This is a genomic window from Pseudomonas taeanensis MS-3 (assembly GCF_000498575.2).
Lineage (GTDB): Bacteria > Pseudomonadota > Gammaproteobacteria > Pseudomonadales > Pseudomonadaceae > Aquipseudomonas > Aquipseudomonas taeanensis.
Window position 1 is genome coordinate 174,169 of sequence record NZ_AWSQ01000003.1, and the last position, 24,747, is coordinate 198,915.

General features: G+C 58.2%; 19 protein-coding genes. 6 read left to right on the forward strand and 13 right to left on the reverse strand.

Annotation, left to right across the window (positions count from 1 at the left end; genetic code table 11):
- Nucleotides 1–27 precede the first annotated feature (27 nt).
- The 3 genes from TMS3_RS13340 to TMS3_RS13350 form a co-directional block, all read right to left on the reverse strand.
- Nucleotides 28–885 (reverse strand): BCCT family transporter, encoded by an 858-nt coding sequence (locus TMS3_RS13340; RefSeq protein WP_025165774.1) that lies wholly within the window; start codon nucleotides 883–885, stop codon nucleotides 28–30.
- Nucleotides 886–1,087: 202 nt separating this feature from the next.
- Nucleotides 1,088–2,338, reverse strand: a complete 1,251-nt coding sequence (locus TMS3_RS13345) for a M24 family metallopeptidase (protein WP_025165775.1) — start codon at nucleotides 2,336–2,338, stop codon at nucleotides 1,088–1,090.
- Between the two features lie 188 nt (nucleotides 2,339–2,526).
- Nucleotides 2,527–3,762 carry an aromatic ring-hydroxylating oxygenase subunit alpha gene (locus TMS3_RS13350; protein ID WP_025165776.1) on the reverse strand — a complete coding sequence of 412 codons (1,236 nt, stop codon included), beginning with the start codon at nucleotides 3,760–3,762 and terminating at the stop codon, nucleotides 2,527–2,529.
- Nucleotides 3,763–4,264: 502 nt separating this feature from the next.
- On the opposite strand from TMS3_RS13350, the gene TMS3_RS13355 reads away from it, so the two are divergent.
- A complete protein-coding gene (locus tag TMS3_RS13355) occupies nucleotides 4,265–4,627 on the forward strand; it encodes a RidA family protein (protein ID WP_029866342.1) in 363 nt (120 codons plus the stop codon).
- Between the two features lie 71 nt (nucleotides 4,628–4,698).
- Nucleotides 4,699–5,898 (forward strand): formaldehyde dehydrogenase, glutathione-independent, encoded by a 1,200-nt coding sequence (fdhA, locus tag TMS3_RS13360; protein WP_025165778.1) that lies wholly within the window; start codon nucleotides 4,699–4,701, stop codon nucleotides 5,896–5,898.
- Nucleotides 5,899–6,632: 734 nt separating this feature from the next.
- Here fdhA and TMS3_RS13365 read toward each other — a convergent pair.
- Complete coding sequence (locus tag TMS3_RS13365; RefSeq protein WP_043301891.1) at nucleotides 6,633–7,733, reverse strand: hybrid-cluster NAD(P)-dependent oxidoreductase; 1,101 nt, start codon at nucleotides 7,731–7,733, stop codon at nucleotides 6,633–6,635.
- Nucleotides 7,734–7,812: 79 nt separating this feature from the next.
- Complete coding sequence (locus TMS3_RS13370; protein WP_025165780.1) at nucleotides 7,813–9,135, reverse strand: NAD(P)/FAD-dependent oxidoreductase; 1,323 nt, start codon at nucleotides 9,133–9,135, stop codon at nucleotides 7,813–7,815.
- Nucleotides 9,136–9,352: 217 nt separating this feature from the next.
- Here TMS3_RS13370 and TMS3_RS13375 point away from each other — a divergent pair, with 217 nt between their 5' ends.
- Both TMS3_RS13375 and TMS3_RS25760 read left to right on the forward strand, forming a co-directional pair.
- On the forward strand, nucleotides 9,353–10,258 hold the full coding sequence (locus tag TMS3_RS13375) for a LysR substrate-binding domain-containing protein (RefSeq protein WP_025165781.1): 906 nt from the start codon (nucleotides 9,353–9,355) through the stop codon (nucleotides 10,256–10,258).
- Nucleotides 10,259–10,462: 204 nt separating this feature from the next.
- Nucleotides 10,463–10,588, forward strand: a complete 126-nt coding sequence (locus tag TMS3_RS25760) for a hypothetical protein (RefSeq protein ID WP_268788214.1) — start codon at nucleotides 10,463–10,465, stop codon at nucleotides 10,586–10,588.
- A 198-nt stretch (nucleotides 10,589–10,786) separates the two neighbouring features.
- On the opposite strand, the gene TMS3_RS13380 is transcribed toward TMS3_RS25760, so the two are convergent.
- Nucleotides 10,787–11,581 (reverse strand): acyl-CoA thioesterase, encoded by a 795-nt coding sequence (locus tag TMS3_RS13380; protein WP_025165782.1) that lies wholly within the window; start codon nucleotides 11,579–11,581, stop codon nucleotides 10,787–10,789.
- A gap of 52 nt (nucleotides 11,582–11,633) precedes the next feature.
- The gene (locus tag TMS3_RS13385; protein WP_025165783.1) at nucleotides 11,634–12,464 is read right to left on the reverse strand and encodes an alpha/beta hydrolase family protein; all 831 of its coding nucleotides are present in this window, start codon (nucleotides 12,462–12,464) and stop codon (nucleotides 11,634–11,636) included.
- A 158-nt stretch (nucleotides 12,465–12,622) separates the two neighbouring features.
- Here TMS3_RS13385 and TMS3_RS13390 point away from each other — a divergent pair, with 158 nt between their 5' ends.
- Entirely contained in the window at nucleotides 12,623–13,702 is a 1,080-nt protein-coding gene (locus TMS3_RS13390; protein ID WP_025165784.1) for a GlxA family transcriptional regulator, read from the forward strand.
- 157 nt (nucleotides 13,703–13,859) lie between these two features.
- Here TMS3_RS13390 and hrpA read toward each other — a convergent pair whose 3' ends face one another.
- From hrpA to TMS3_RS13420, 6 genes are all read right to left on the reverse strand, one after another.
- The gene (hrpA, locus tag TMS3_RS13395; RefSeq protein WP_025165785.1) at nucleotides 13,860–17,915 is read right to left on the reverse strand and encodes an ATP-dependent RNA helicase HrpA; all 4,056 of its coding nucleotides are present in this window, start codon (nucleotides 17,913–17,915) and stop codon (nucleotides 13,860–13,862) included.
- Between the two features lie 131 nt (nucleotides 17,916–18,046).
- Complete coding sequence (locus TMS3_RS13400; RefSeq protein ID WP_025165786.1) at nucleotides 18,047–19,711, reverse strand: amidohydrolase; 1,665 nt, start codon at nucleotides 19,709–19,711, stop codon at nucleotides 18,047–18,049.
- Between the two features lie 45 nt (nucleotides 19,712–19,756).
- A complete protein-coding gene (locus TMS3_RS13405; RefSeq protein WP_025165787.1) occupies nucleotides 19,757–20,527 on the reverse strand; it encodes a carbon-nitrogen hydrolase family protein in 771 nt (256 codons plus the stop codon).
- 58 nt (nucleotides 20,528–20,585) lie between these two features.
- A complete protein-coding gene (locus TMS3_RS13410; RefSeq protein ID WP_025165788.1) occupies nucleotides 20,586–21,698 on the reverse strand; it encodes an extracellular solute-binding protein in 1,113 nt (370 codons plus the stop codon).
- Nucleotides 21,691–22,608: an N-carbamoylputrescine amidase gene (gene aguB / locus TMS3_RS13415; RefSeq protein ID WP_025165789.1), complete on the reverse strand. Its 918-nt coding sequence runs from the start codon at nucleotides 22,606–22,608 to the stop codon at nucleotides 21,691–21,693. The genes TMS3_RS13410 and aguB overlap by 8 nt, the downstream gene beginning before the upstream one ends.
- A 4-nt stretch (nucleotides 22,609–22,612) precedes the next feature.
- Nucleotides 22,613–23,665, reverse strand: a complete 1,053-nt coding sequence (locus tag TMS3_RS13420; RefSeq protein ID WP_025165790.1) for an agmatine deiminase family protein — start codon at nucleotides 23,663–23,665, stop codon at nucleotides 22,613–22,615.
- A 135-nt stretch (nucleotides 23,666–23,800) separates the two neighbouring features.
- Between TMS3_RS13420 and TMS3_RS13425 the strand changes: the two genes are divergently transcribed.
- Nucleotides 23,801–24,670 (forward strand): LysR substrate-binding domain-containing protein, encoded by an 870-nt coding sequence (locus tag TMS3_RS13425; RefSeq protein ID WP_025165791.1) that lies wholly within the window; start codon nucleotides 23,801–23,803, stop codon nucleotides 24,668–24,670.
- Nucleotides 24,671–24,747 lie beyond the last annotated feature (77 nt).

A 24,747-nucleotide genomic window follows, 5' to 3' on the forward strand; every position in this document is an offset into this window, starting at 1 on the left:
TGAGCGTGGGGTCGGATCAGTGAGAGATCACTGTCCAAGTGCTCGTGGAATCAGTGTCCAAGGGGCCGTGGAATGAGTGTCCAAGTCAGCGTGGAATCGCTGTCCAAGTGTTCGTGGACTGGGTGTCCAAGTGCGCATGGAATCCCCACCAGTAACGCTTTCGAAGCCTGAGACCAGTTGCAGCACGCCTGTTCCGACGGTTGTGCAGATACCCAGCACAGTGGCTACAACCGCGACAATATCTACCACGTGACCCAGCGTGCCATTAATCCTATCGCCGAATAGTGGGGTAAGCGCTGAGCGGATGGTCAGCGGCATATTGTGCTTGTAAGCAAAGTAGGCCATGGCCAAGCCTGCACAAACATAAATACCCCAAGCATGTAGCCCCCAGTGGAGAAAGGAAAAGCGCATGGCGGATTCGACCGTGGCCAGCGTTTTTGCCTCCACCGCACCTTTAATAACTTCCGGGTTGCCTGCGAAGTGATACATCGGCTCGCCAATGGAGTAGAACATCAAGCCGATGCCCATCCCGGCCCCAAACATCATTGCAAACCACGAGAAATTGGAAAATTCAGGGGTGTCGTTGAGCTGGCCCAGTTTTATTTTGCCCATCGGGCTGACGGACACGCCTATACAAAAAATCAGGAACAGGCTGACGGAAAAAATGTAGTAAGCATTGAACGTGGAGAGCAGACTGCTATTGATCTCTCCTAGTAGCGAGGCTGCCTTGTCAGGTATTGTCACAGCAGCCAATACGAGAAATAAGAGAATAGCTTTACTGCCTAGGGTAATGACAGGGTTCAAGCCTTTATAAAATCCTCTTGGGGAGGTGTATATGTCGACTCGACTCTCAGTAGTTGGGTAGGTAACCGTCTCTTCAAGCATGCTGGTTCTCCACTGGGATATGTTGCTCTTATTGTATTTGTGTGCAATCTCTTGCTGTGGCCTATGCTTTTTACTTTAAAGCCAGGTGATAGTTAGATTTCACAGAGGGAGTTCTTGCGCCGTCGCCAATTGACCGACGCAAGTACCTATAATTGTTGGTTTTTGATGCGCTCGACCAGGCTGGCTGGCGAAAACTGTTAGATCAGGACAACCAATCCTTTTCCCACTTAAAGCTCGATAGCGGTACACAGCCATTTTTGGTAATGAGTACTTGCTCTTCGAGTTTGATGCCTTCCTGTCCACCCTCAACCGCGATACAGCTCTCGACACAGATGGTCATGCCTTCCTCGAACATGCCGTCGTAACCGGCCCGCTCCCAGTCATTACCGGCGTGGGCAATGGCCGGGTATTCATCGGCCATGCCAATGCCATGGGCGACGCAGCAATAACGGTTCTTGTAGAACTCATCGGGGATCGACCACCCCTTATCGACAAACTCCTTGAAACTCATCCCGGCTTTTAGGATGTCCATGTTGTGCTGAATTTGCTCGTAAGCCGCACTGTACAGACGGCGTTGCTCTGCGGTGGGCGGCACATGGCCGACAGTCCAGGCGCGAGAAATATCAGCGCAGTAACCATAGGGACCAATCATGTCGGTATCGAAAGCAATGATTTCCCCTTCCTGCATCACGCGGTCGCTGGACTCCTGCATCCAGGGGTTGGTTCTGGGACCGGATGCCAGCAAGCGGGTTTCGATCCATTCGCCGCCATGGCGGATATTCTCGAAATGCAGGTAAGCCCACAGCTCATTTTCAGTCATGCCCGGTTGCAGCTCATCATGCATCCGCTGCATGCCGTGTTCGCACACTCGAATGGTCCATTTCATCAGCTCAAGCTCGTCCTCAGACTTGATGGCCCGTGCCTGTTCCAGGACCATTTGTCCCTGTACGAGCTTGACTCCATGCGCCTCCAGGAAAGGCACGCCTTCCGGCTCCATCTTGTCTACGGCCAGGCGCATATTGCCGCCGCCATGCTGCTTGAGCAGCGCAACGATCTCACCAGCCCATTCCTTGGCCTTTTCTGTGACCCTGGGGCCGGCACCGAAGTACGCCCAATTGATCGCGTTACGCACTTCGTCAACGGTTTCCAAGTGCTCGCACAAGTGCGCGCAATTATGAAATTCCCAAATGATTACTGGCCCCTCAGCGAACACCATGGCGTAACGCGATGCGTTATGCGCGGTCCAAATCTGCATGTTCGATGCATCGGTGGCGTAACGAATGTTGACGGGGTCATACAGGAGGGCAGCGGCGCACTGGTTTTCGATCAATTTGTCGCGAACACGTTGTAAACGGTATGCACGAGCGCGCTGATGCACATCGGCAGTCACCGGGTTTTTCAGCTTCTTGCCTTTTGCTTCATCATTCAGGTAGGTTTTTTTATTCTCAAACATGGCGCTGTCCCGTAAATATGAGTTGATGCCAAACTGCATCAATTAAATCGAAATTCTGTGTGCCAATTTTCGATGTAGCGACCGCGACAGTGATGACTAAATCAATGGTAGCTATCAAACAACACACATTGAAATATATGGCGTCCAATTCATGGGTGCCCTATGCATCACCGTCCTAGGGGCGCTATTTACAGGCCGGTTTTAAGCTGCTTGATATACCAACCAATAAAATTCATCACCAGGCTTTCAGTCTCTTCGGAGTACTGACCAGGCTGGTAGCCATCACTACGAATACCGGCATGATTATTTTCGGCCAGTATGCGGTCTTGGTCGTTGGTTTTTATCCAGACACGGGTAAGGTTATCCATGTCGAAATCGACACCTTCTTGTGCATCCTCATGTACTAGCCACTTGGTGCGCACCAACGTTTCGCTTTCGGAAATAGGCACAACATATGTGGTCACAACATGATCACTCATGAAGTGATGCCAGGAGTTGAAGTGTGTCCACATCGAGAGGTCGCCGTTATCCGGTTTACTGAAGCCCGGCAAGGGTTTATTACAGGCGGGTTGGCCATTCATGGTTTGAGAGACAGCACCGTTTTCCAGGATCATCATCATGGCGCGGTACCAGCGGTCATCTGTCAGATCCAGCGGCTCGTGGGTCATCCCCATGGCTTGCCACTCTGGGCGCTTAATTACATAGGAATCGTCGATTTTCTTCTCTATCGCCGCCGCTTCCTGTGGGTTGTCGGGCCAGCCAAAGCCAGCACCGAAAGGCGGCCAGCTTTTCAACAGTTCAGGGTGATTAGCGTTGCAGTGGTAACACTCACGGTTATTTTCCACCACCAACTTCCAGTTGGCTTTTTCGACGATGTCGATTTCTTTGACAATCTTCAGCTTATCCAACTGATAAAAGCTTACATAGGGCGCCAGATCAGCTTTCATCTTCTCGATATCGGCGTAAGAGGGCTCTTCTGCCAAGTTAATAAATAACAAGCCCGCGACAGACTCGATGGCCACCGGCTTCAGGCCGTTGCCCTTACATGAGAATGTCTCGCCCATGCGCCCGGCATAAATCAAATTACCGTCCAGAGCATAGACCCACTGGTGGTATGAGCACACTAACTTAGGGACATTGCCTTTTTCGGTCACGCATATCTGTGAGCCGCGGTGACGGCAGGTGTTATAGAAAGCCCGAACCTCGCCCTTATCGTCACGAATAATGATGATGGAGTTATTGTCGACTTGAACAACTCGAAAATCGCCTCGCTTCTTAACATCGGCAACGGTGCCGACATAAATCCAGGTTTTCTTAAAGACATGCTGCATGTCAAAATCGAAAAATTCTTTCGAGGTATAGAATTCAGCCGGCAAACCGTCACCTTGCCGATACTGATTGACTAACTCGGCGATTTTTTGCATTGCTCTCTCCTCAATTAATACCATGCCTTACAGGTTTCTACGGTTTGCTTGCCAATAGCCGTAATGCTGGAAGACTCCCTGCACCAGGCACAGCGATTGTTCATGAGTACATCAGTGCTAACAAATGACGTTTAAGACTTAATCCATGAGCATTAGGCATGCATTTTTCTAAATAGCTATATGCCGGACACCACCCGAAATAAGCCATCGGCACAGGTCTCTACTTAATACAGGGAGTAAAAGCGCCAGCATGCCTGGTGCTCATCGATAGAGTCCTAAACATCATTTGATGCGACAGCCACTCTGTCTAAAAATCTCTATCGATTTAGAAACACCCCATCAGTAACTGACAATATCCGCCACAGCCAACAAGGGTGTGACGCAGAGCATACCTAGCCCACCTATAGCGCCATTGGGTAGTGGGTCACCCATAACCTATCCGCTCAAGCACCGGACTGCCATTCGGTGGCTCATGTCCCAGAAGTTAACCAGAGGGTTCCAGATGAACAATATCCAGCGCATGCAGACAAGTCCGCGCATGAGTCAAGCGGTAACTGCAAACGGCTTCGTCTTCCTTGCCGGGCAAGTAGCCGACAACCTGCAAGGTGATATAGCGAAGCAAACCCAGCAGGTGCTTGAAAAAATTGAGCGCTTATTGCAGGAAGCAGGCTCGGACAAATCCAAGCTTATTAGCGTGAATATGTGGCTCGCGGATATCACCCACTTTAATGCCATGAACGATGCCTATGAGAACTGGCTGGGGGGACGAGACCAACCAACCCGAGCCTGCGCTCAATCCACTTTGGCCGATCCGAATTACCTGATCGAGATCACCGCTACCGCATTGCTAAATACCGGTGCCTGAAGAATTTCTGACGCAGAAATTTTTCTGCGTGTAGCACAAACAATCTTAGACTTTTAACAAGAGAGGCAGTTATGTCGATAACGCATGTAAATCGTGGCGTAATCTATAAAGGCGCCGGTAAGGTCGCGGTTGAGTCCATTCCGTTTCCCGAATTGGCATTGGGTAAACGCAAGTGTGATCACGGCGTGATCCTGAAGGTCATCACCACCAATATCTGTGGAAGCGATCAGCATATGGTGCGCGGCCGCACCACAGCCCAGGAGGGGCTGGTACTGGGTCATGAAATAACTGGCCAGATTATCGAGTGCGGGAGTGGCGTCGAGTTCCTCAGCCCCGGTGACATCGTCTCGGTTCCCTTCAATATTGCCTGCGGCCGCTGCCGCAACTGCAAGGAAGGCAATACCGGCATCTGCCTCAACGTCAATCCGGCTCGCCCAGGCGCAGCCTATGGCTATGTCGATATGGGCGGCTGGGTCGGCGGACAAGCCGAGTACGTCATGGTGCCCTACGCGGACTTCAATCTGTTGAAGTTTCCCGACGCCGACCAGGCGCTGGAGAAGGTGCGCGATCTGACACTACTATCCGATATTTTTCCTACGGGTTTTCATGGCTGCGTCACCGCGGGCGTAGGTCCGGGTTCGACCGTTTATATTGCTGGTGCCGGACCAGTCGGTCTGGCGGCAGCCGTCTCTGCGCAGCTGCTCGGCGCGGCCTGTGTCATTGTCGGGGATATGATTGAAGAGCGTCTGGTGCAGGCCCGCAGCTTCGGTTGTGAAACCATCGATCTACGCCAGCCAGGCGAACTGCCGGATAAAATTGAGCACATACTGCGTGTGCCCGAAGTCGATGCCTTCGTCGACTGTGTCGGCTTCGAGGCCCATGCTTGCGGTTGCCAACATCATAAAGAGCAACCGGCAACAGTGCTGAACTCGGCTATGCAGTTGACCCGCGCGGGCGGCCAGATCGGTATTCCCGGGCTGTACGTGACCGAAGATCCGGGCGCGCACGATGAAGCAGCCAAACAAGGCAGCTTGAGCATGCGCTTTGGTCTAGGCTGGGCGAAGTCGCACTCCTTCCACACGGGTCAGTGCCCGGTGATGAAGTATCACCGCCAGCTGATGCAGGCGATTTTGTTCGATAAGGTGCAGATTGCCAAAGCAGTGAACGTGCAGATGATCAACCTCGACCAGGCCCCGAGCGGCTATGCCGACTTCGACGGCGGTGCTGCCAAGAAATTCGTCATCGACCCACACAGCCTGGTTGCGTCCTAGCCTGAAGCGCGATTCAGTAAAGGCTAGGCAGGCATAATCTAGGGGCATATCCATCGTGAAGGATATGCCCCTTTTCAGTTTCCCCATCTCCCATCTGCTGTTGCACACGACCCTTGCCATGGAGAGTGCGTAGACCATGATCGGCGCAACAGAAGCGGCTATTGATGCTGTGGGGATAGCTGTCACCGTTACTCACAGCAAGCATCGCTAGTCAGCAATTCGGATGCCGATAGGTCCATCGCTTTCATGTAAAAAGCGGCCAATGCCCTCTTCACTCAAAGCGGCAACCGTTAGTCAGGCGGCGAGAGCATCCGCCGGCCAAGAAAGCCGGAGCACTTATCACCAGGAAATAGGGGCCGGCCCGGTCATGAGCTGTCGAATGAGAGAAAAGAACATGGAGGGTTGATCAATAACTTCGCATGTGGCGTTTCACCGACTCAGTCAGTTCCGCAATCCGACATGCTCGATGCACTTCCGCGCGGGACGATAAAGCAAAACAGCGAAGCCAACTCGGTGTATCCCGCCGCGAAAAAACATCGTAGCAGCGGTTGCTGACCTGTCGCCGGCACCAAGAACACCGGGGGCCTCCCATGACTGGTCGTGACAGTCGCTTCGGAGGAGCCCGCTGACGCCAGCGATACGATCAGAGTGAGTCAGGCCTCGCAGCCAGAGAAGCTCGACTACCCCCCCTACTCAGCCCTGAGGACTCACTCACCGCACCTAAATGATCGTACTCAATAGTCCAGCACGATATCTTCAAGTGGAGTACTGCAACAGCTCAGAATAAAACCCTCAGATACATCCGCATCGGAAATACCTCCGTTATGCTCCATATCGACCGCACCTGATATCTTGCGAACCTTGCAGGTACCACAGATGCCCATACCACAGGCCTTAGGGATATAGAGTCCGAGCTTTGCAGCGGCTGTATGCACCGTCTCGCCGGACTCGATTTGCACACTTTTACCGGCCTGAATAAATTCAACCCGCAGCATATCCGCTCTGCTGACGTTATCACTGGCGACCTGCGCCTGTTCGGCAAGCTCTACGACATCTTTCTCAACTTCTTTTGGCGTCGCACCGAAGCTTTCCTCGTGGTATTCGGTCATTGGAAATCCGTTGCGCTGCAGCATCGACTTTATCGCCCGCATGTAAGGCGTCGGCCCACAGCAGAATACTTTCCGCTCCATGAAATCGGGAGCAATCAGCTTAAGCATTTCATCGCCGAGATAGCCGGTAAAGCCGCTCCAGGTCTCGCCAATTTCATAGCGTTCGCAGATCAAGCTGAGATTGAAATTGGTGATGCGCGAATCCATATGCTCCAACTCACGCCGATAGATAATATCCTTCGGCGTGCGGGCACTGTGCACGAACACCATGTCGACTTCAGAGTTCGTATCAAACCACCAGCGCGCCATCGACATCACAGGCGTTATGCCAACTCCTCCGGACAACAGCAGTACTTTTTTCGCAGGAAAATCGATGCAGTTGAAGTTGCCGACAGGACCATGAACCGCGACCTCGAGACCTTCCTGAAGATTATCGTGCAGCCAGTTCGAGACCTGCCCGCCCGGCACCCGCTTCACGGTAATGGAGAAGCTGTATGGCAACGACGGCGATGAGGAGATGGTATAACTGCGCATGACCTGCTGTCCGTCGATCAGCAACTCCAGGGTGACAAACTCTCCCGGCTTGAAAAAAAACATCACCGGCTGTTCCGCCATGAAACTGAAGGTTCGCACATCCCAGGTTTCTTGCACGACTTTGACGCAACGAACCAAATGGCGGCCATTGGTCCAGGTGTGGGTATTCACGGAGCTCAGGAAAGCGTTCATCAACACTCATCTCGTTATATATAAAAAATATCTAACCAACATCAACCTTGTTGGTTAGACACTGTTACGAAAGCCAATTCTAGACTTCCCCAGACGCCCTAATAACTTCAAAGCCCAGTCGAATTCGCGCGCCAACTGAGCGCAACGGCTCCGGCGGCACCCAGGAAGGCTGGTTATGCTGACGAATAAAGTCGAGTTCCGGGCTCGAACGGCCGGCTATCCACTCAGCCAAGTAATAACCAAGGTAAGTGCCTTTTGCGACGCCTACGCCATTCATACCGCATGCTGAATACACGTCATTATCGAACCGCTCAAAGAGCGACTGGTGATTCATCGTCATGCACAACATTCCGCCCCAGGTGTATTCAAAATCGAGCTCAACAAGCTGCGGAAATCTGGCCTCAAATGAAGCGCGATGCTGTGCCCATGCTTTGGCTAGTTTTTTCTGGTCAGTGCGTAAACTCGTTTCAAAACTGAAACTGTTACGGATGAATATGCGCCGATCCGGGGTGTAGCGCACGGTGGTGCCTGCTGGGTGGGCAGAAGTAAGTCCCCAGGACGCTATACCATTGAAATAGGTACGGGCCTGCTCCTCGCTCAAAGGACGGGTCAAGCTCGCGTAGGTGAAGACAGGAGCCAAACGTTGCTGGACCAAACCGAACTCTTCACCGAATGAATTGGTACAAATAACCGCCGTCTTTGCCGTAATTTCGCCACCTAGAAACTTGGCCCGATGAGGTGCACCGTAGCTGATGGCAGTGGTCGGACTTTCTTCAAATAGGGTGACATTCGCCGGCAGCGCTAACGCGACACCTTGTGCCAGCGCTGCGGGGTTCATCAGGATATTGCCTGGCGTGTATACCGCTTTCCGGTAATAGCTGGTCCCCAGGCGTTGTTCCAATTGCGCGCCCTCGAGTACTTCATAGGGCGCATTGAGCCCGTCCAGGGTTTTGACAAATCCGGCGAGCTCTTTGGCATGCTTGCTTTCGCGGGCAGCCATATATTTTCCCGCATCCTGCCACGCACAACTAACCTGATGTTGCTGGCGAATGCCGTTCAGTCGTTCTATCGCGAACCGATTGAATGTATATATCTGCCGATCAAATATTGAATCAGGCTCATTGGCATCCAGATTATGTGGCAGGTCGATGATAAAGCCCGCGTTGCGCCCGGACGTACCTTGGCCAACACGTAACGCATCGACGATGGCAATCTTGCAGTCTGGTGAAAGCTCGGCTAGGCGGCCTGCCACAGCAAGACCGGTGAATCCTGCGCCGACGATCAGCACATCGAATTCATGCTTGCCCTTGACGCGCACACCCGGGGTGCGCTGTTTGAGCGGTGAGGTTTCATACCAGCCCAGTTCACCGTCAATGGCAGGAAGATTTTTGACTTTTCGCATAGCCCGGCTCCAGATTCTTGATGGAGCCGATAATAGTGACTAACTTGCCAGGCACAACGGAAAACGCGGCATGGACTGATGCCCAATGGGAATGGGTAAAGCAGTCTTAACGTAAACAACCTTCGGCCATATGCCTTTATAACTATGTGTGATGACAAATCTTCCTACGACTGAGATGATCAGCAGGAATGTCTGTTGCCCACCAGTTGAGGATAGGATGAAACCACTATTCAAGCAGCTTCCACCACTTCAGACGTTGACGTTCTTTGAGGCTGCCGCCCGCTTCGGCAGCTTTACCAAAGCCGCCGACGAGCTGTGCGTGACCCAGAGCGCGGTGAGCAAACAGCTCAAAATCCTTGAGGATCATCTCGGTACGGAAGTGTTTCATAGGGAGCATCGCCAGGTAATGCTCACTCCCGCCGGGCAGGAACTGTATACCGATGTAAAGGTACTGCTGTACGAGCTGGCTGAAACCAACAATCGAATTCGCTCACGCATTTCCAGTAAAAGCCTGACAATAGTCAGCACTGTGGCGGTCGCAAACTATTGGCTATTCCCCCGAATAGCCCGATTCAACACCGAGCACCCCGACGTCAATATAAACATTTACGCCACCGACGAGATAAACGAGGAACTATGCCGGAAGTCGGATCTTGGCATTCTTTATGGTAATAACGAGTGGCAACACCCCCTCACCAGCCACTACCTTTATCGCGAACGTATTTATCCGATTTGCTCGGCAGACCTTCAACTGCCTCCTCTAAATAGTCCAGAGGAGTTACTACAGCTTCGGATAATTCACCTGGATCCGCTTAAATGGCGCTGGTTAAATTGGAGCGACTGGTTCAGCACATTCGGTATCAACTATCAGATGCCGAGCAATGCCCTGATCTTCAACCAGCTCCCCTTGGCGATCAAGGCCACAGTCCAAGGGATGGGAGTCACATTGGGCTGGGAGTTCATGTTGTCCGAAATGATGGAAAATCAATTCGTAAGAACGGCAGGTGATTTTTTCGTAGAGACCGGCAAAGCTGACTATCTCGTTTACAGCGCGAACAAGCCCCTCTCTGCTTCAGCAAGTCTATTTAGAGACTGGTTATTGAATGACACAGTGGGGGCGTAATCCATTCTTACGGCACTGTGCCCTGACCTACCGTCAGGAGGCCCTGCGCCGCCTGACCGACGACGAACGCACCAACTACTGGGCTTCTGCCGGGATCGATCAATTGGTCATCGCCGGTATGAAGCCCAGTACTGCATCGACACGACCTGCCGCGCAGCAGAGCTGGGCCTGCAACCTGTACTGGAGGCGGACGCACACACCTGTATGGACACGCCTGTGGCGTTGGCCCGTACGATCATCGAGCACCATAGCCTGACCCTCGGCGGCCCCTTCGTGCAGCTGTTGAACACGGATGAGCTGGAGTTTGGCGCGTCTGCGGTAATGCCTTAGATACGACGGAACAGAGCAACCCCACGCCTCGATGAGCAGTGGTGGAGAACGCTGGAGGTGGCCATACACCCCATGCAAACCGGAGGTTTGTGTAAGGTGAGCAACCTTTGCTTGCTCCCCCCGTCTGAGACGGGCCGCAGGCTGTCGGCTGGAAAGGTTGAGTACAGCAAAACCCTCAGCCGCCGCCAAGCGCCTTTATCAGCCAAACACACTCACTGTCTGTCGGCTGACCACGACTACCTTGCCGTGTTTGTCCCACAGGGTGGAATCGATATGGCTATAGCCGTTTGCCGAGCTTTGAATATCCGCCTGGTATTGCCACCAGTCATTGGCGCTGCAATCTGCCGGCACATCCACAAAGCTGATAGTCCAGGTCAACGAACTGCCCGAGGCGGGTTTCTTCAACATGCTGAAAACGGCCGGCGGCCAAGCGTCCAGCAGGGCCAACAGTTCCGCCACCGAGATGGCCCCCTCTGAGTCTTCTCGCAACTTGATCCAACCGCCCATTGCCGTTTGCTCCGACCCCATGAACGGCATCTTGCCCAGGGTATAGCGGTAATCGAAATAGCGGGTGAAGTCCGGGGTCAATCCGGAGATAAATGGGAAAGCTTGCACATCATCCGGGGCGTAAAAAACCGGCGCACTGCCTGGTTCAACCCTCACCATGGATTCCCGACCGCCACCGAAACTGGCCAGTACCACGGCACAGACCTGGTCGTTCTGATAGGCCGTGGCTTGCACTTGGGTGGCAGCTTTGCCTTCACGCAATACTTTGACGATGACGTCCAGTGCACCCGGGGCAACGGGTGCGACAAACGACACCATGACGGAGCGCACCGGTCTGCCTTGTGCCACCTGCGGAGTGATTTTTTCATACATGGCAGCGGCCACCATACCGCCAAAGGTAGCTCGCCCCTGCCCCCACTTTTCGGGAAGGGTCACTGTGCGCGAAGCACTTTCACGTACCGCCGCCATGGCATCGCCGAAACTCACAATTCATCCCTAATTTGTTTATAAATGAAAAACCAAAGACCACGAACTCGACTCAGGACGCCAGCTTGCTGACAACCAACTGCCTATCCAAAAAACCAATGACTTTTTCAGCGTATTCTTTGGGCTGAGCGGCATACGCATGGGTGTGCTTGGCCCCTGGCACTTGCCAGAATTCCGTTTGCGTTCTGTGCCTCAGTGCTTGCCATAACAGCTCCCCATCTTTAATGGGGGTGAACTCATCTGCGTCGCCATAAATCATCAACAACCCTGGGCTGCCCACTAGATTTTCCGCAGCATGGGTCGGGCGCAAACTGCGCTCGCCGGCGGGATACACAACTTTGGACAGTTGGATGCCCAATTTGGGGATGGGGTAGCGGGACCAGAAATGCAGTAGCGTCGGAAACGCCGCCTCCAGCACTGCCGCTTTGAAGGGATGCTCAGGCTGCGCCATGGCACACACACTCATGGCCGCACCCATGGAGGCGCCCACTACCGCCACGGGCAAGTCGGGGTAGCGGGCCTGCAAGGCTTGCCCGGCGGCCAACACATCCAGTGGATAGTCCATGGTGGTGGACGTACTTTCACCAAAGCCATTTAGATCAAACACCATCACGTGGTAGCCCGCCTGACGTAGCAGTTCGGCATGCCCATATTTCATCCAGAAGCCTTTGGCCACCACGCCCATGGGGTGAGACATCAATACGGCACCCTTGGCCTGCGGTGTATGTGCAGGCGCCAACAGTGCGGCGATGATGGCGCCGGATTGACTCTCGACACTCAAGCGCTGCCAGTGATGCTGGTCAACGCTGTCCGGCCAGCGCCATGGCCGTACAAAGCGGCCGAAGAAGGGCTTCTTGAATAGTCTGTAGGCGGCGTTTTTCATGTGGGCAATCCTTTGATGCGGCTTTACTGCTCGGCGCAGAGACGAGTGTCTGCGCACATAGTGGCCATTGCGCCTAAACACCACCATCGGCAAAAATGACGAATAGCATGCGATTTATGCCAGCCGCGCACCACGCTGTAGATCGGGAGAAATAAACCATGAACGTCTGCATCTTGATGGCGGATCAATGCTCATCCACCAGTGTTGCCGCGACCCTGGAGTTTTTTGAAACCGCTAATGTGTTGCACCACTATGCCGTCCGAAAAAGTCCGCGCCAGGAGGGCAATTCGGTTCTATTTCGGGTGACAACGGCCTCCATGGATGGCCAGAGTGTTGCCTGCACGGGCGGCCTCAGGTTGACGCCCGACAACGCCACAAAAGACCTGCACAACCCGCAACTGATCATCGTGCCCGGCTTCATGTTCAATATCCTGGGCGTGCTGCCCTCCTTGGCCGAGATGATCCGCTGGCTGCAACAGCAGCATCAGCAAGGCAGTTACATCGCCAGCATGTGCACGGGGGCATTCGTCACCGCCCAGGCGGGCCTGCTGGATGGCCGTAGCGCCACCACCCACTGGGTGTTCAGCGAGCAGTTTGCGCAACGCTTCCCCAAAGTGAATTTACAAACCGAACGCACCGTCACCGACGATGGGCAGATGCTCTGCTCGGGCGGTTCCACCAGCGGCAGTGACTTGTTGTTGCACCTGATCCGCAAGTTCGCCTCCCCCCAGCTAGCGGCCGAATGCGCAAAGAAACTGTTGGTCGATGTCTCCGCACGCAGCCAGACCCCTTACGCCTGTACTACCTTCAAGAAAAACCACACCGATGCCGTGATTCTGAAGATTCAAATCTGGTTGGAAAACCGCATCGCCAACAACATCCACCTGGAGCAGGTGGCCGCAGAGTTTGGCTTGAGCATGCGCAACTTCATCCGCCGCTTTAAAGAGGCGACCGAGCAGACTCCCATCCAATACCTGCAAAACCTGCGCATTGAAAAAGCCAAACACCTGCTGGAAAGTAGCCAGGACGCCTTCGACCAAATCACCTTGCGGGTGGGTTACGAAGATGGCAACTCCTTCAGACGCCTGTTCAAGCAACGGGTGGGCCTGGCGCCCAGTGCTTACCGCAAACGCTTTGAGAACGTGCCAATCGACAGCCGTTGCTCAGGATCAGGGCAACAGGTTCAGGCGCTGCCCCCAACTTCTGGGCAAAGTCTGGGAGCCCTGCAGCAACGCTAAGCCCACCGCGCTAACCAGGCCTTAGCCATGGTTTTCGCCAGCGAACAGCCAATGGGCGGCGCTGCGCTCAACCCTCCCTAGGTGGCATGAGCCTAGGCTGAACCGCCCCTCACCCCCGCTGGGGTGAGGGCGCTAAAGCGGAAGCCACCGAAACGCCTCAGCCCTCCACCTGACTCCACTGCTTGCTCAGGCGCTTGTCCGACACCGCGATCTTGGTGCCGAGCTGCTGAGCGAATAGCGAGACCCGGTATTCCTCCAGCATCCAGCGATACAACAGCAATTGTGGGTCGCGCTTGCCTTCCTGGCCGTGTTTGGCCAGCCGCGCCTGGTATTGCTCCCAGTAACCGGCCAGCTCACCGCTCCACACCCGATCGCGCTGCAACTGGGCGCCAATTTTCTCGAACCGCTGCTCGATGGCCTTGAGATAACGCGGCAATTCCTTGAGCCAGTCGGCCGGGGTTTCACGGACGAAGCCGGAATAGACCAAGTTGCCCAGCTGCTGCTTGATGTCGTTGAGGGCGATGGCCTGGGCCAGGTCGATCTTGCCCTTGAAGCGCTTCTGCAAGCCGTGCCAGAGCTTGAGAATTTCCAGGGTGAGCTTGGCCAGGCGCTCGGCATGCGCGGTCCAGTCGCTGCGTTTACGCTCGGCCAAAGTAGCTAGCGCGGCGCCGTCCCGCGGCAGCGGCTGTTGCCCTTCGAGGATGCAGCTGTCCAGGCTGGCCAACAGGATATCTTCGACCAGCGCCTCGACCCGGCCCATGTCGCGGTACAACAAGCCCAGTTCGGTCAGGCACGGCAATTTGCCCCGCAGGAACTTGGCTGGCTCGGCCAGCTGTTGCAACAGCAGCCGCTGTAGGGCTCGGCGGTGCTGGTATTCGGCTTCGGCCTGGGTCGAGAAGCGCTCTTCCTTGACCGTGCCCGCCTCTTCCACCAGCGCCGGGTAGACGGTCATCGACAGGCCGGCAATCTTCTGTTGGGTCTTTTCCGCCACTTGAGCGAAAGCCTTGGCCTCCACCGTTTTCGGCGTTTTATCGGTTCGCGGAATCGCCAGCGCGGCCTGACTAGCCTCGGCAAAGCGCGCAGTCAGCTCGGCCAGATCACGCCCTTCGCCAAGGAATTTGCCCTGGGCGTCGACCACTTCCAGGTTCATCTTCAAGTGGTTTTCCAGCTGAGCCTCGGCCTCGACCCAAGCCTCGTCGGGCACGCGGGCGCCGGTCATGCGCGTCAGCTCGCGGCCCAGGGCCTCGGGCAGGCTGCCCTGGCCAAGACTCAATTTGCTCAACGCGGCGCCGACGAAATCCGGCACCGGCACGAAGTTCTTGCGCAGCGCTTTCGGCAAGTTGCGCACCAGAGCCACGCACTTGGCCTCCAGCAAACCCGGCACCAACCATTGCAAACGCTCGCCCGGCAGTTGCGGCAGCAGCGGCGCCGGCACGCGCAGGGTGACGCCGTCACGCGGGTGATTGGGCTCGAAGTGGTAACTCAGCGGCAGGGTCAGCTCGCCCAGATGCAGGGTATCCGGGTAGTGCGTGGCGGTGACTTCGTGGGCATCGCGGGCCAGTACATCTTCCTCGCGCATGACCAGCAACTGCGGATTCTTCGCACTCTCGATCTTGTACCAGCTGTCGAAGGTCGCAGCCTGATGGATCTCCGCCGGCAGGCGCGCCTCGTAGTAGGCGAACAGAGTTTCCTCGTCAGCGAGGATGTCGCGCCGGCGCGCCTTGGCCTCCAGCTCATCGAGTTGTTCGAGTAGCTGATGGTTAGCGCTCAGGCACTTGGCGCGGCTGTTGATCTCGCCGCGTACCAGGCCTTCACGGATAAACAGCTCACGCGACACTGGTGGGTCGATGGGGCCGTAATGCACAGGTCGGCGGCCGACCACGATCAGGCCGTAGAGGGTGATCTGTTCAAAGGCCACTACCTGGCCGCGCTTCTTCTCCCAGTGCGGCTCGAAGTGGTTTTTCTTGATCAGGTGACCGGCCAGCGGCTCGATCCAGTCCGGCTCGATCTTCGCCACCATGCGCGCGAACAGCTTGGTGGTCTCGACCAGCTCGGCGGTCATGATCCAGTTGGGCTTCTTTCTCCCCAGCCCGGAGGACGGATGCACCCAGAAGCGCCGCTGACGGGCGCCAAGGTAATCGCCCTCTTCGGCCTTCTGACCGATCTGGCTGAGCAGCCCGGAAAGAATCGCCTTGTGCACCTTGGCGTAGTCGATGCTACGTTGCGCGGCGTCCGTGTCTGCGGCGCTCTGCGACAGGTGAGCTTGGCTTTTGTGGGAGCGGCCTTGGCCGCGATCAGCCGTTCGTTGAGCAGACGCATCGCCAGCAGGCTCACTCCTGCCCTTTGCGCCACTGGCTTGCGACAGGTTCAGCTCACGGGCGATCAACACTAGCTGGCGGTGGGCGTCGCGCCACTCGCGTAGGCGCAGGTAATTGAGGAAGTTCTTGCGGCACCAGCTACGCAGCGCACTGGAGCCCAGGGCCTGGCGCTGCTCCTCGAAACCGCGCCAGAGGTTGATCAGCGCGGCGAAATCCGAATCCACGTCCTTCCACTGCGCATGCGCCTGGTCGGCGGCCTGTTGGCGATCCGAGGGACGCTCGCGCACGTCCTGTACCGACAGGGCACTGGCGATGATCAGCACTTCCTCCAAACTGCCCTGTTTGGCGCCTTCCAGCACCATGCGCGCGAGCCGCGGGTCGACCGGCAAACGCGCCAGCTGCCGACCCAGCGGGGTCAGCTGACCTTCGCGGCTGACCGCCGAGAGTTCCTGCAACAGGGTGAAGCCATCGGTGATGGCCTTGCCATCTGGTGGCTCGATAAAGGGAAAGTCTTCGATCTCGCCCAGGCGCAGATGGAGCATCTGCAGGATCACCGCCGCCAGGTTGGTGCGCAGGATTTCCGGATCGGTGAACTCGGGGCGGCCGAGGAAATCTTCCTCGCTGTACAGGCGCACGCAGATGCCCGGCTCGACCCGGCCGCAGCGACCCTTGCGCTGGTTGGCGCTGGCCTGCGACACCGCCTCGATGGGCAGGCGCTGGACTTTGGCGCGGTAGCTGTAGCGGCTGATGCGTGCCGTGCCGCTGTCGATCACGTAGCGGATGCCCGGCACGGTCAGCGAGGTCTCGGCGACGTTGGTGGCCAAAACGATCTTGCGTCCCGCCATCGGCTGGAAGATTTTCTGTTGCTCGGCGGGAGTCAGTCGGGCATACAGCGGCAGTACTTCGGTGAAGCGCAGGTTGGCCCGACGCAGTACTTCGGCGGCATCGCGAATTTCCCGCTCGCCGGGCAGGAACACCAGCACGTCGCCGGGGCGCTTGCCCTCGCTGCGCTCAAACGCGTCTATTTCATCCAGGGTGGCGAGGATCGCCTGGTCGACGGACAGATCCTCCTCGACGCGGTTACCCTCCTCGTCCTGTTCGGCGGTCAACGGCCGGTACCAAGTCTCCACCGGATAGGTACGCCCGGAAACTTCGACGATGGGCGCATCGGGTAGGCCGCCCCCGCCAAAGTGCTTGGAGAAGCGCTCCAGATCGATGGTCGCCGAGGTAATAATCAGCTTGAGATCGGGCCGGCGCACCAGCAGGGTCTTCAGATAGCCCAGGAGAAAATCGATGTTCAGGCTGCGCTCGTGGGCCTCGTCGATAATCAGCGTGTCGTACTTGTCGAGGAAGCGGTCGTGCTGGGTCTCGGCCAGCAGGATGCCGTCGGTCATCAGCTTGATCAAGCTGCGCTCATTGCTCTTGTCCTCGAAACGCACCTGATAGCCGACCAGCTCGCCCAGCGGCGTACCGATCTCCTCGGCGACCCGGGTCGCTACACTGCGCGCGGCCAGCCGCCGCGGCTGCGTGTGGCCGATCAGGCCATGTACGCCGCGGCCCAGCTCCAGACAGATCTTCGGCAGCTGGGTGGTCTTGCCCGACCCCGTCTCGCCGGCGATCACTACCACCTGATGCTTAACGATGGCCGCCTTGATCTCGTCGCGCTTGGCGGCGATCGGCAAGGCGTCGTCGTAACGCATCGGAGGCACACTCAGGCGCCGCGCCTCTACCTTGGCGGCGGAGGCCTGGAAACGCTCCAGCCACTGCGCCAACTTGGCCTCATCCGGCCGCTTGTGCAGCTCGTGCAGCTGACGACGCAAGCGGTGGCGATCGGCGTAGAGGGCGTGTTCGAGGTTTTTCTGCAGCTGGTCGAGGGCGGGTAACGGGTCGGTCATCAGGCAGCCGTGAACATATTCGTAAGGGCCGCGATTGTCGCAGATTTCACCGCAACCCCGAAGAACGCATCCTGAGCGCGGCCCACAAGCAAAGCCCGCCATGACCTAAAAGGCTGACTCGGGTGCCCGAATCAAAAGGCCGGGTCGCGGTACACCTCCTCGCCGCCGAGCAGAGTCCAGAGTACCTTGGTCTTGCCGAGCTGCTTGACCGGCAACTGGAAGATGTCGCGATCTAGCACCACCAGGTCGGCCTGCTTGCCCACTTCCAGCGAACCGGTGTCCTGTTCCTGGCGCAGGCTGTAGGCGGCATCCAGGGTGTAGGCACGCACCGCCGTTTCCAGGCTTGGCAGACTGCGCTCGCCCAGGCTCAGGGCGTTCTGCATGATGCCCAGGGGCGACAGCGGGTTGACGTCCCAATCGGAACTCAGGGTAACCCGCGCACCGGCGTCATGCAGCTGACCCAATGGCAGCAGCTGGTAGCTGCGCTGACCGATCAGTGGCTCGTTGTCCCTGAGAAAAGGCGGCGCGAAGTAGCGGCTCGGCTGGAAGTCGGCGGTGACGTTCAGTAGCTTGAAGCGCGGTAGATCGGCCTTGTTCACCAGCTCGACATGGGTCAGGCGATGACGGCCCTGGCCACCGCCGGCCTGGATGGCATTCAGGGCATCGTTCACCGCCTGATCGCCGATGGCATGAATGTGCATGTCGAAGCCCGCGTCCGACAGCTCTCTGACATAACGTTGCAGGCGCTCGGGGCCGAAGTAGTACAGGCCCTTGCGATCGACCCCCGGCAGACTCTCGGCATAGGGCTGCTGCAAGCGCGCGGTGGTGTTGTGGATGATGCCGTCGACGTAGAACTTGATCTGATTGACGCGCAGCAGGTCATCGGCGGAGCCAGGCTGATACAGGGCCTTGAGCTCGGCCAGCTGCTCGGCGTCGTCCAGCGATGGGTAGGCCCACAGGCCGAGGGAGGTGCGCGCCTTCAGTTCGTCGCGCTGGGCGGCCTTCTGCCAGGCCTGGAGGTGACCACGACGCCAGAACACTCGGGCGTCGGCCACCGAGGTGATGCCGTTCTTCGCCAGCTCATCCTGGCCCGCCAATACGGCCTGGTAGTAGACCTCTTCGAGCACCCTGGACGGTGGCAGCGCCTGGTCCAGGGCCAGATCGCCGGCGTTGTCCAGTACCAGACCGGTGGGCCGGCCGTCTTCGTCACGCATGATCACGCCGCCGACCGGGTCGGGGCTGTCTGCGTCGATTCCGGCCAGCTCCAGGCCCTTGGAGTTGAGCCAGTAGGAGTGCGAAGTCTCCTCCATCAGGGTCACCGGACGGTCCGCCACCACGGCGTCAAGCAGGTCGCGCGGCGACTCCTCTTCTGCCAATAGGCGGTGCAGAGCGAAGCCCCAGCCCACCAGCCACTCACCCTCATCCTCGGCATTACAGGCACTCAGCTCCTCCAGCCACTGCGGCACCTCATCTTCGGGACTGAGGGTGCAATCGCCCTGGGCCTCGGAAGAGGCATCCAGCACATGGGCGTGGGTGTCCTGAAAACCCGGCAGAACCAGGCGCCCCTGCAGGTCGACCCGCTCAGTCTGATCGTCGACATAGGCCTGCAGCGCCTGGCTATCGCCCACGGCGAGAATCCGTCCGTCCTCGTCAATGGCCAGGGCGCTGGCCCATGGCTGCTGTTCATTCACCGTGTAGAACTTGCCGTTGTGCAACAGCGTGGCAGCAGGCTCGGCGGCATGCAGGGCGAAGCTGGCCAACATCAGCAGGCCGGTAAGACTCAGGGCAACTCGCATAAAATCCTCATCTATCAATTCCAGCGGGACCTCCGGCCCCGCCACTTACACCAAATAACGTGGGTAGCTGTGCTTGGCCGCCTCGGCATAGGCCAGGTCGATATCCAGGGTGACGAAGGGGGTGTTGGCGCTGGTGGTGGCCAGCACGCTGCCGTCCGGATCTATCACCCAGCCGACACCGGCCATGTCCGGCGTCGCCCCCTCGGGACGATACTGGTTGGACGACAGGCAATAGGCGCCGGCGACTATCGCCGCGGTGCGCCCCGCCGCCAGCCAGGTATCGTTACCCAACGACGGCGTGGCGCGTGGCACACAGAGCACATGGGCCTGCTGCCGGCCATAGTGGCGGGCATGCTCGAGAAACCACAGCTCCGAACAGATCAGACTGCCGACCTGGCAGGCCGCCGGTCCGACACAGGAAAAGTCGCCACTGCCGGGGCTGTACCAACGGGACTCCCAATAACCCTCCTCGTCGGGCAAGTGAAACTTGTCATGGCCATCTACCAAGCCCTCCTCGGCATTCCAATAGAAGGCGCGGTTCAGTCGGGCACCTTGCTTGTCGACGACCGGACGCGAGGCGAACAGCGTCAGTGGCGGCAGCATCGACAAGCACCGCAGCCAGTCCAGATGCAACTTCACCGATAGCGCCCAGCGCTCGGCTTCGACCTCTGGCGAAGCCGCCAACCAGTGATCGAAGGGCATTTCCGGCAGCAACAGCAGCTCGCTGCCGGACAGGCGGCAATGGCTGATCAGCGTCTGCACTTGTGCGGCTAACGCCTCGGGGCGGCTGTCCCATTGGCAGACTGTTACTCTCATGGCTTCATCCTTTATTCCAATTCATAACAGCGGCGGCTGTCCGGCCGCGCGCTGGCCGTCACTGCGGGGTGGCTGTTGCGGTGGCGGTCTTGAACTGGGTCCAGGCGCGCATGCGCGCACGCATGTCGCGCTGCGGAATATCCTTGCCGGGGATCAGCCGCGCGTAACCGGCCTCGCTCAGGTAGATATCCGGGTTATCGCGCATCTGCGGGTCGACAGCGGCACGCGCCTTGGCGCTGGAAGTGGGGTAGCCGGTGAAGTTGCTAATGGCCGCCATATTCTCCGGGCGCATGACGAAGTTGATGAAGGCGTAGGCGTACTCCGGATGCTTGGCATCAGCGGGAATCGCCATGGTGTCCATCCACACCGTGGTGCCCTCGCTGGGGATGTGGTACTGGAAATCCATCTGCTTGCCGGCGGCGTCCGCCGCGCGCTGGGCCTGAGTTATGTCGCCGCTGTAGCCGAGCGACAGGCACAGGTTGCCGTTGACCAGGTTGGTGACCGGCTGCGACTGCAGTTTGGTCACATGGGGGCGCAGCTTCATCAGCAAGTCTTGCACCGCCTCCAGGTCGTCCCGCTTAGCGCTACGCGGATCGCGCCCCAAGTAGTTGAGCGCCACCGCCAACACCTCGTCGGGCGAGTCAATCAGGGAAATCCCGCAGTCGGCGAACTTGGCCGCCAGCTCCGGCTTGAACAACATATCCAGGCTGTTCACCGGTGCGCCGGGCATTCGTTGATTGATCATCTCGGCGTTATAGGTCAGACCGATGGTGCCCCAGGTGTAAGGCACCGTGGCGTCGCGGGACTTGGGGTACTGGGCGTGCAGCGCCTGCAGCCCCGGCTCTATGTCGTCCAGTTCGGTCAGCTTGGATTTGTCCAGCGGTTGCAGGGCACCGGCACGCATCAGCCGTTCGGCCACGGTATCGCCGGGGAAGATCAGGTCATAGCCGCTGCCGCCGGACATCATCTTGGCCTCCAGCGTCTCACTGCTGTCCATCACGTCGTAGACCACGCGGATGCCGGTTTCGGCGGTGAACTTGGCCAGGGTGTCCTCGGCGAAGTAGTCGGCCCAGTTGTACAGGTTCATCACTTTCTCTGCGGCCATCAGTGGCTGAGTCAACAGCCCCAGGCTGATGGCCAGAGCGGCCAGTGGTTTGCTGTGCTTATACATCGGATGCTCCTCGCGCCATCCAGCGCACATGGGATTGACGACCGTCCAGGCCCAGCAGGGGTCCGTACATTTCTGGACGACGGTCACGGTAGATGCCCCAGGTCAGGCGCTCTTCGCGCATGGCCGCAAGGTCTAGGGTCTGTACCAGCACACCGGTCGAGTCACGGTCGGCCTCGACCAACAGCTTGCCCTTGTGGTTGCTGATAAAAGACGAGCCGTAGAAGCTCATCGCCAACTCGGGGTCGTTGGTCGCCACCTCGCGGCCAACGCGATTGGCTGCGATCACCGGGAGAATATTGGCGGCGGCATGACCACGCATGGCCATCTGCCAATGATCGCGTGAGTCCAGCGCCGCGGCGCCCGGCTCGGAGCCGATGGCGGTGGGAAACAGCAGCACTTCGGCGCCCATCAGGGCCAGGCAGCGAGCCGTCTCCGGGAACCACTGATCCCAGCAGATGCCCAGGCCGAGGCGACCGTAGGCGGTATCCCAGACCCGGAAGCCGGTGTCGCCGGGGCTGAAGTACTCCTTCTCCTGATAGCCAATAGCGTTGGGGATATGGGTCTTGCGGTAGACGCCGAGCAGGCGCCCATCGGCATCGGCCACGCTCAGCGAGTTGAAGTAGGCGTTGCCGGCCTTCTCGAACCAGCTCAGCGGCAGCACCACGCCCAGCTCTGCCGCCAACGCGGCGAAGCGCTTGAGCACTTTGCTGTCGCTGTATTCCTCAGCCAGCGCCAAGTGTTTGTGGTCCTGCTCGATGCAGAAATACGGGGTGGCGAACAGCTCCTGCAGCAGGATCACCTGGGCGCCCTGGGCCGCCGCCTGGCGTACCAGCTGCTCGGCCTGGTCAAGATTGCGGTTCAGGTCCCAGCTGCAGGCGAACTGAGTCGTGGCGATACACAGCATGCTCATTGGCTCACCCCTTCGTCGGCCAGGCCGGCTGTTGCTGGGTGATGCAGTGCACCCCGCCGCCGCCATGGGCCAGGTGTGTGATCTGCACGGGCATCACCTCACGGCCGGGGAAGGCCATGGCCAGAGTCTCGGCGGCGACCCGGTCGGCGGCGATGCCATAGGCCGGCATGATGATGGCGCCGTTGGCGATGTAGAAGTTGGTGTAGGAGGCGCAGAACACCTCGGCCGCGCTGTCAACCGCAGCGCTGGCCTCGTACAGCTCCAGCAGCTCGAACTGACGGCCACGGGCGTCGGTGGCCAATTCCAGGGCACGACGGTTCTCGCGCACCACCTCGGCGTAGACCGAACCCTGGTCATGGGTGGCGTCCACCAGCAACGCACCGGGACGGGCGAAGGCACACACGCCGTCGACGTGGCCGTCGGTCATGTCGCCGGTGACATAATCCGGATCGCCCGGCAGCCAGATGGTCTTCTTCACCCCTAGCAGGCGGGCGAAGATGGCTTCCATCTCGGCCTTGCTCAGACCCGGGTTGCGATTGGGGTTGAGCAGCACCGACTCGGTGGTGATCAGCGTGCCCTCGCCGTCCACGTGAATGGCGCCGCCCTCATTGGCCAGCGGCGTACCGAAACACTCCAGACCCAGGCCGTTGAGCACCCGCCGGGCCAAGCTCTCGTCCAGGTCATGAGCCGACTTGCCACCCCAGGCGTTGAAGCGCCAGCTAACCCCTGCCAGGCCCTGCTGCGGGTGGCAGATGAAACTAGGGCCGCTGTCGCGACACCAACTGTCGTTGACCGCCAGTTCGATCAGCTCGACGCCTGGCCCACACAGTGCACGAGCGCGTTCGACCGCGGACGGGTCGACCACCAGCTTGACCGGCTCGAAGCGGGCGATTGTATTGGCCACCCGGGCGAAATCTTCCTGCACCTGGGCCAGGGTCACGCCCCAGCCGGACTCCCAGAGCGGCTGATTGTGCGGCCAGACCATCCAGGTGGCGGCGTGCTGAGCCCATTCGGCTGGCATCCACCAGCCCGCTTGCTGCGAGTCGTTGTGTTGCATGACAAGTGCCTTTCAGTTAAGTAGTGGTTATCACTGAAAACCGCCGAAGCAGTCATAGCACCCATCCTAGGCCTCTAAAAATCGCATAACAAACGATGGATTTTGCCCACTAATGATTAGCAGGACTTATCAATAATGCTTAAGCACTGGCCACCCTTGAACGCCCTGCGCGGCTTCGAAGCCGCCGCTCGCCTGGGCAGTTTTCACAAGGCCGCCGAGGAACTGCACCTCACCCAGTCAGCCATCAGCCAGCAGATCCGCAGTCTGGAAGGCTACCTGGAACAGCCGCTGTTCTACCGCAGCGGACGCAGCGTCAGCCTCACCGACGCGGGCCACGACCTGCTCAGCACCACCCAGTCGCTGCTGCAGCAACTGGCCGTGGGCATTCGTCGCCTGGAGCAATACAGCAAACCCAACCAGCTGGTGGTCAACACTACCCCGGCCTTCGCCCGCCACTGGCTGCTGCCGCGCCTGGGCGATTTCCATCGTCGTCATCCAGAAATCGATCTCTGGCTGTTCACCACCGACGAGGCGCCGGACATGGTCAGCCAGACCATCGACCTGGCGCTGCGCGATGACATCGCTGCCCAGGCCGAGTGCAGCTTTCAGTTGCTGCTGCACGACCGCCTCTATCCGGCCTGTCACCCCGCACTGCTGGAAACACCCACAGCCGAGCGCACAACGCTGCACGGTGAGCGGGAGATGGACTGGAGTCACTGGGAGGTGGAAGCTGGCGTGGATGTCGGTCAGCAGGGCCACGGCCTGAACTTCTCCGACCCCGGGCTGCTGCTGGACGCCGCCTGCGGTGGACTGGGCATCGCGCTGGTCAGCCAGTTGCTGGCGCAACAGGCGCGTGCCAGCGGATTGTTGCAGCCCTTGGCCGAGCAAAGCGTGCGCGGCCCCAACTGGGCCTGGCTGATTCACCGCGACAGCGAAAGTAGCTCACTGACTCGCAGCTTCTGTGACTGGGTAAAACAACAACTGACTGCGGACGGCTCGCCCTGAAGCAAACGGTTAACCCAGACAATGAGGAGCGAGCAAAGATGATCAAAAGGCAAAAAAAAACAGGCCCATGAAAAACA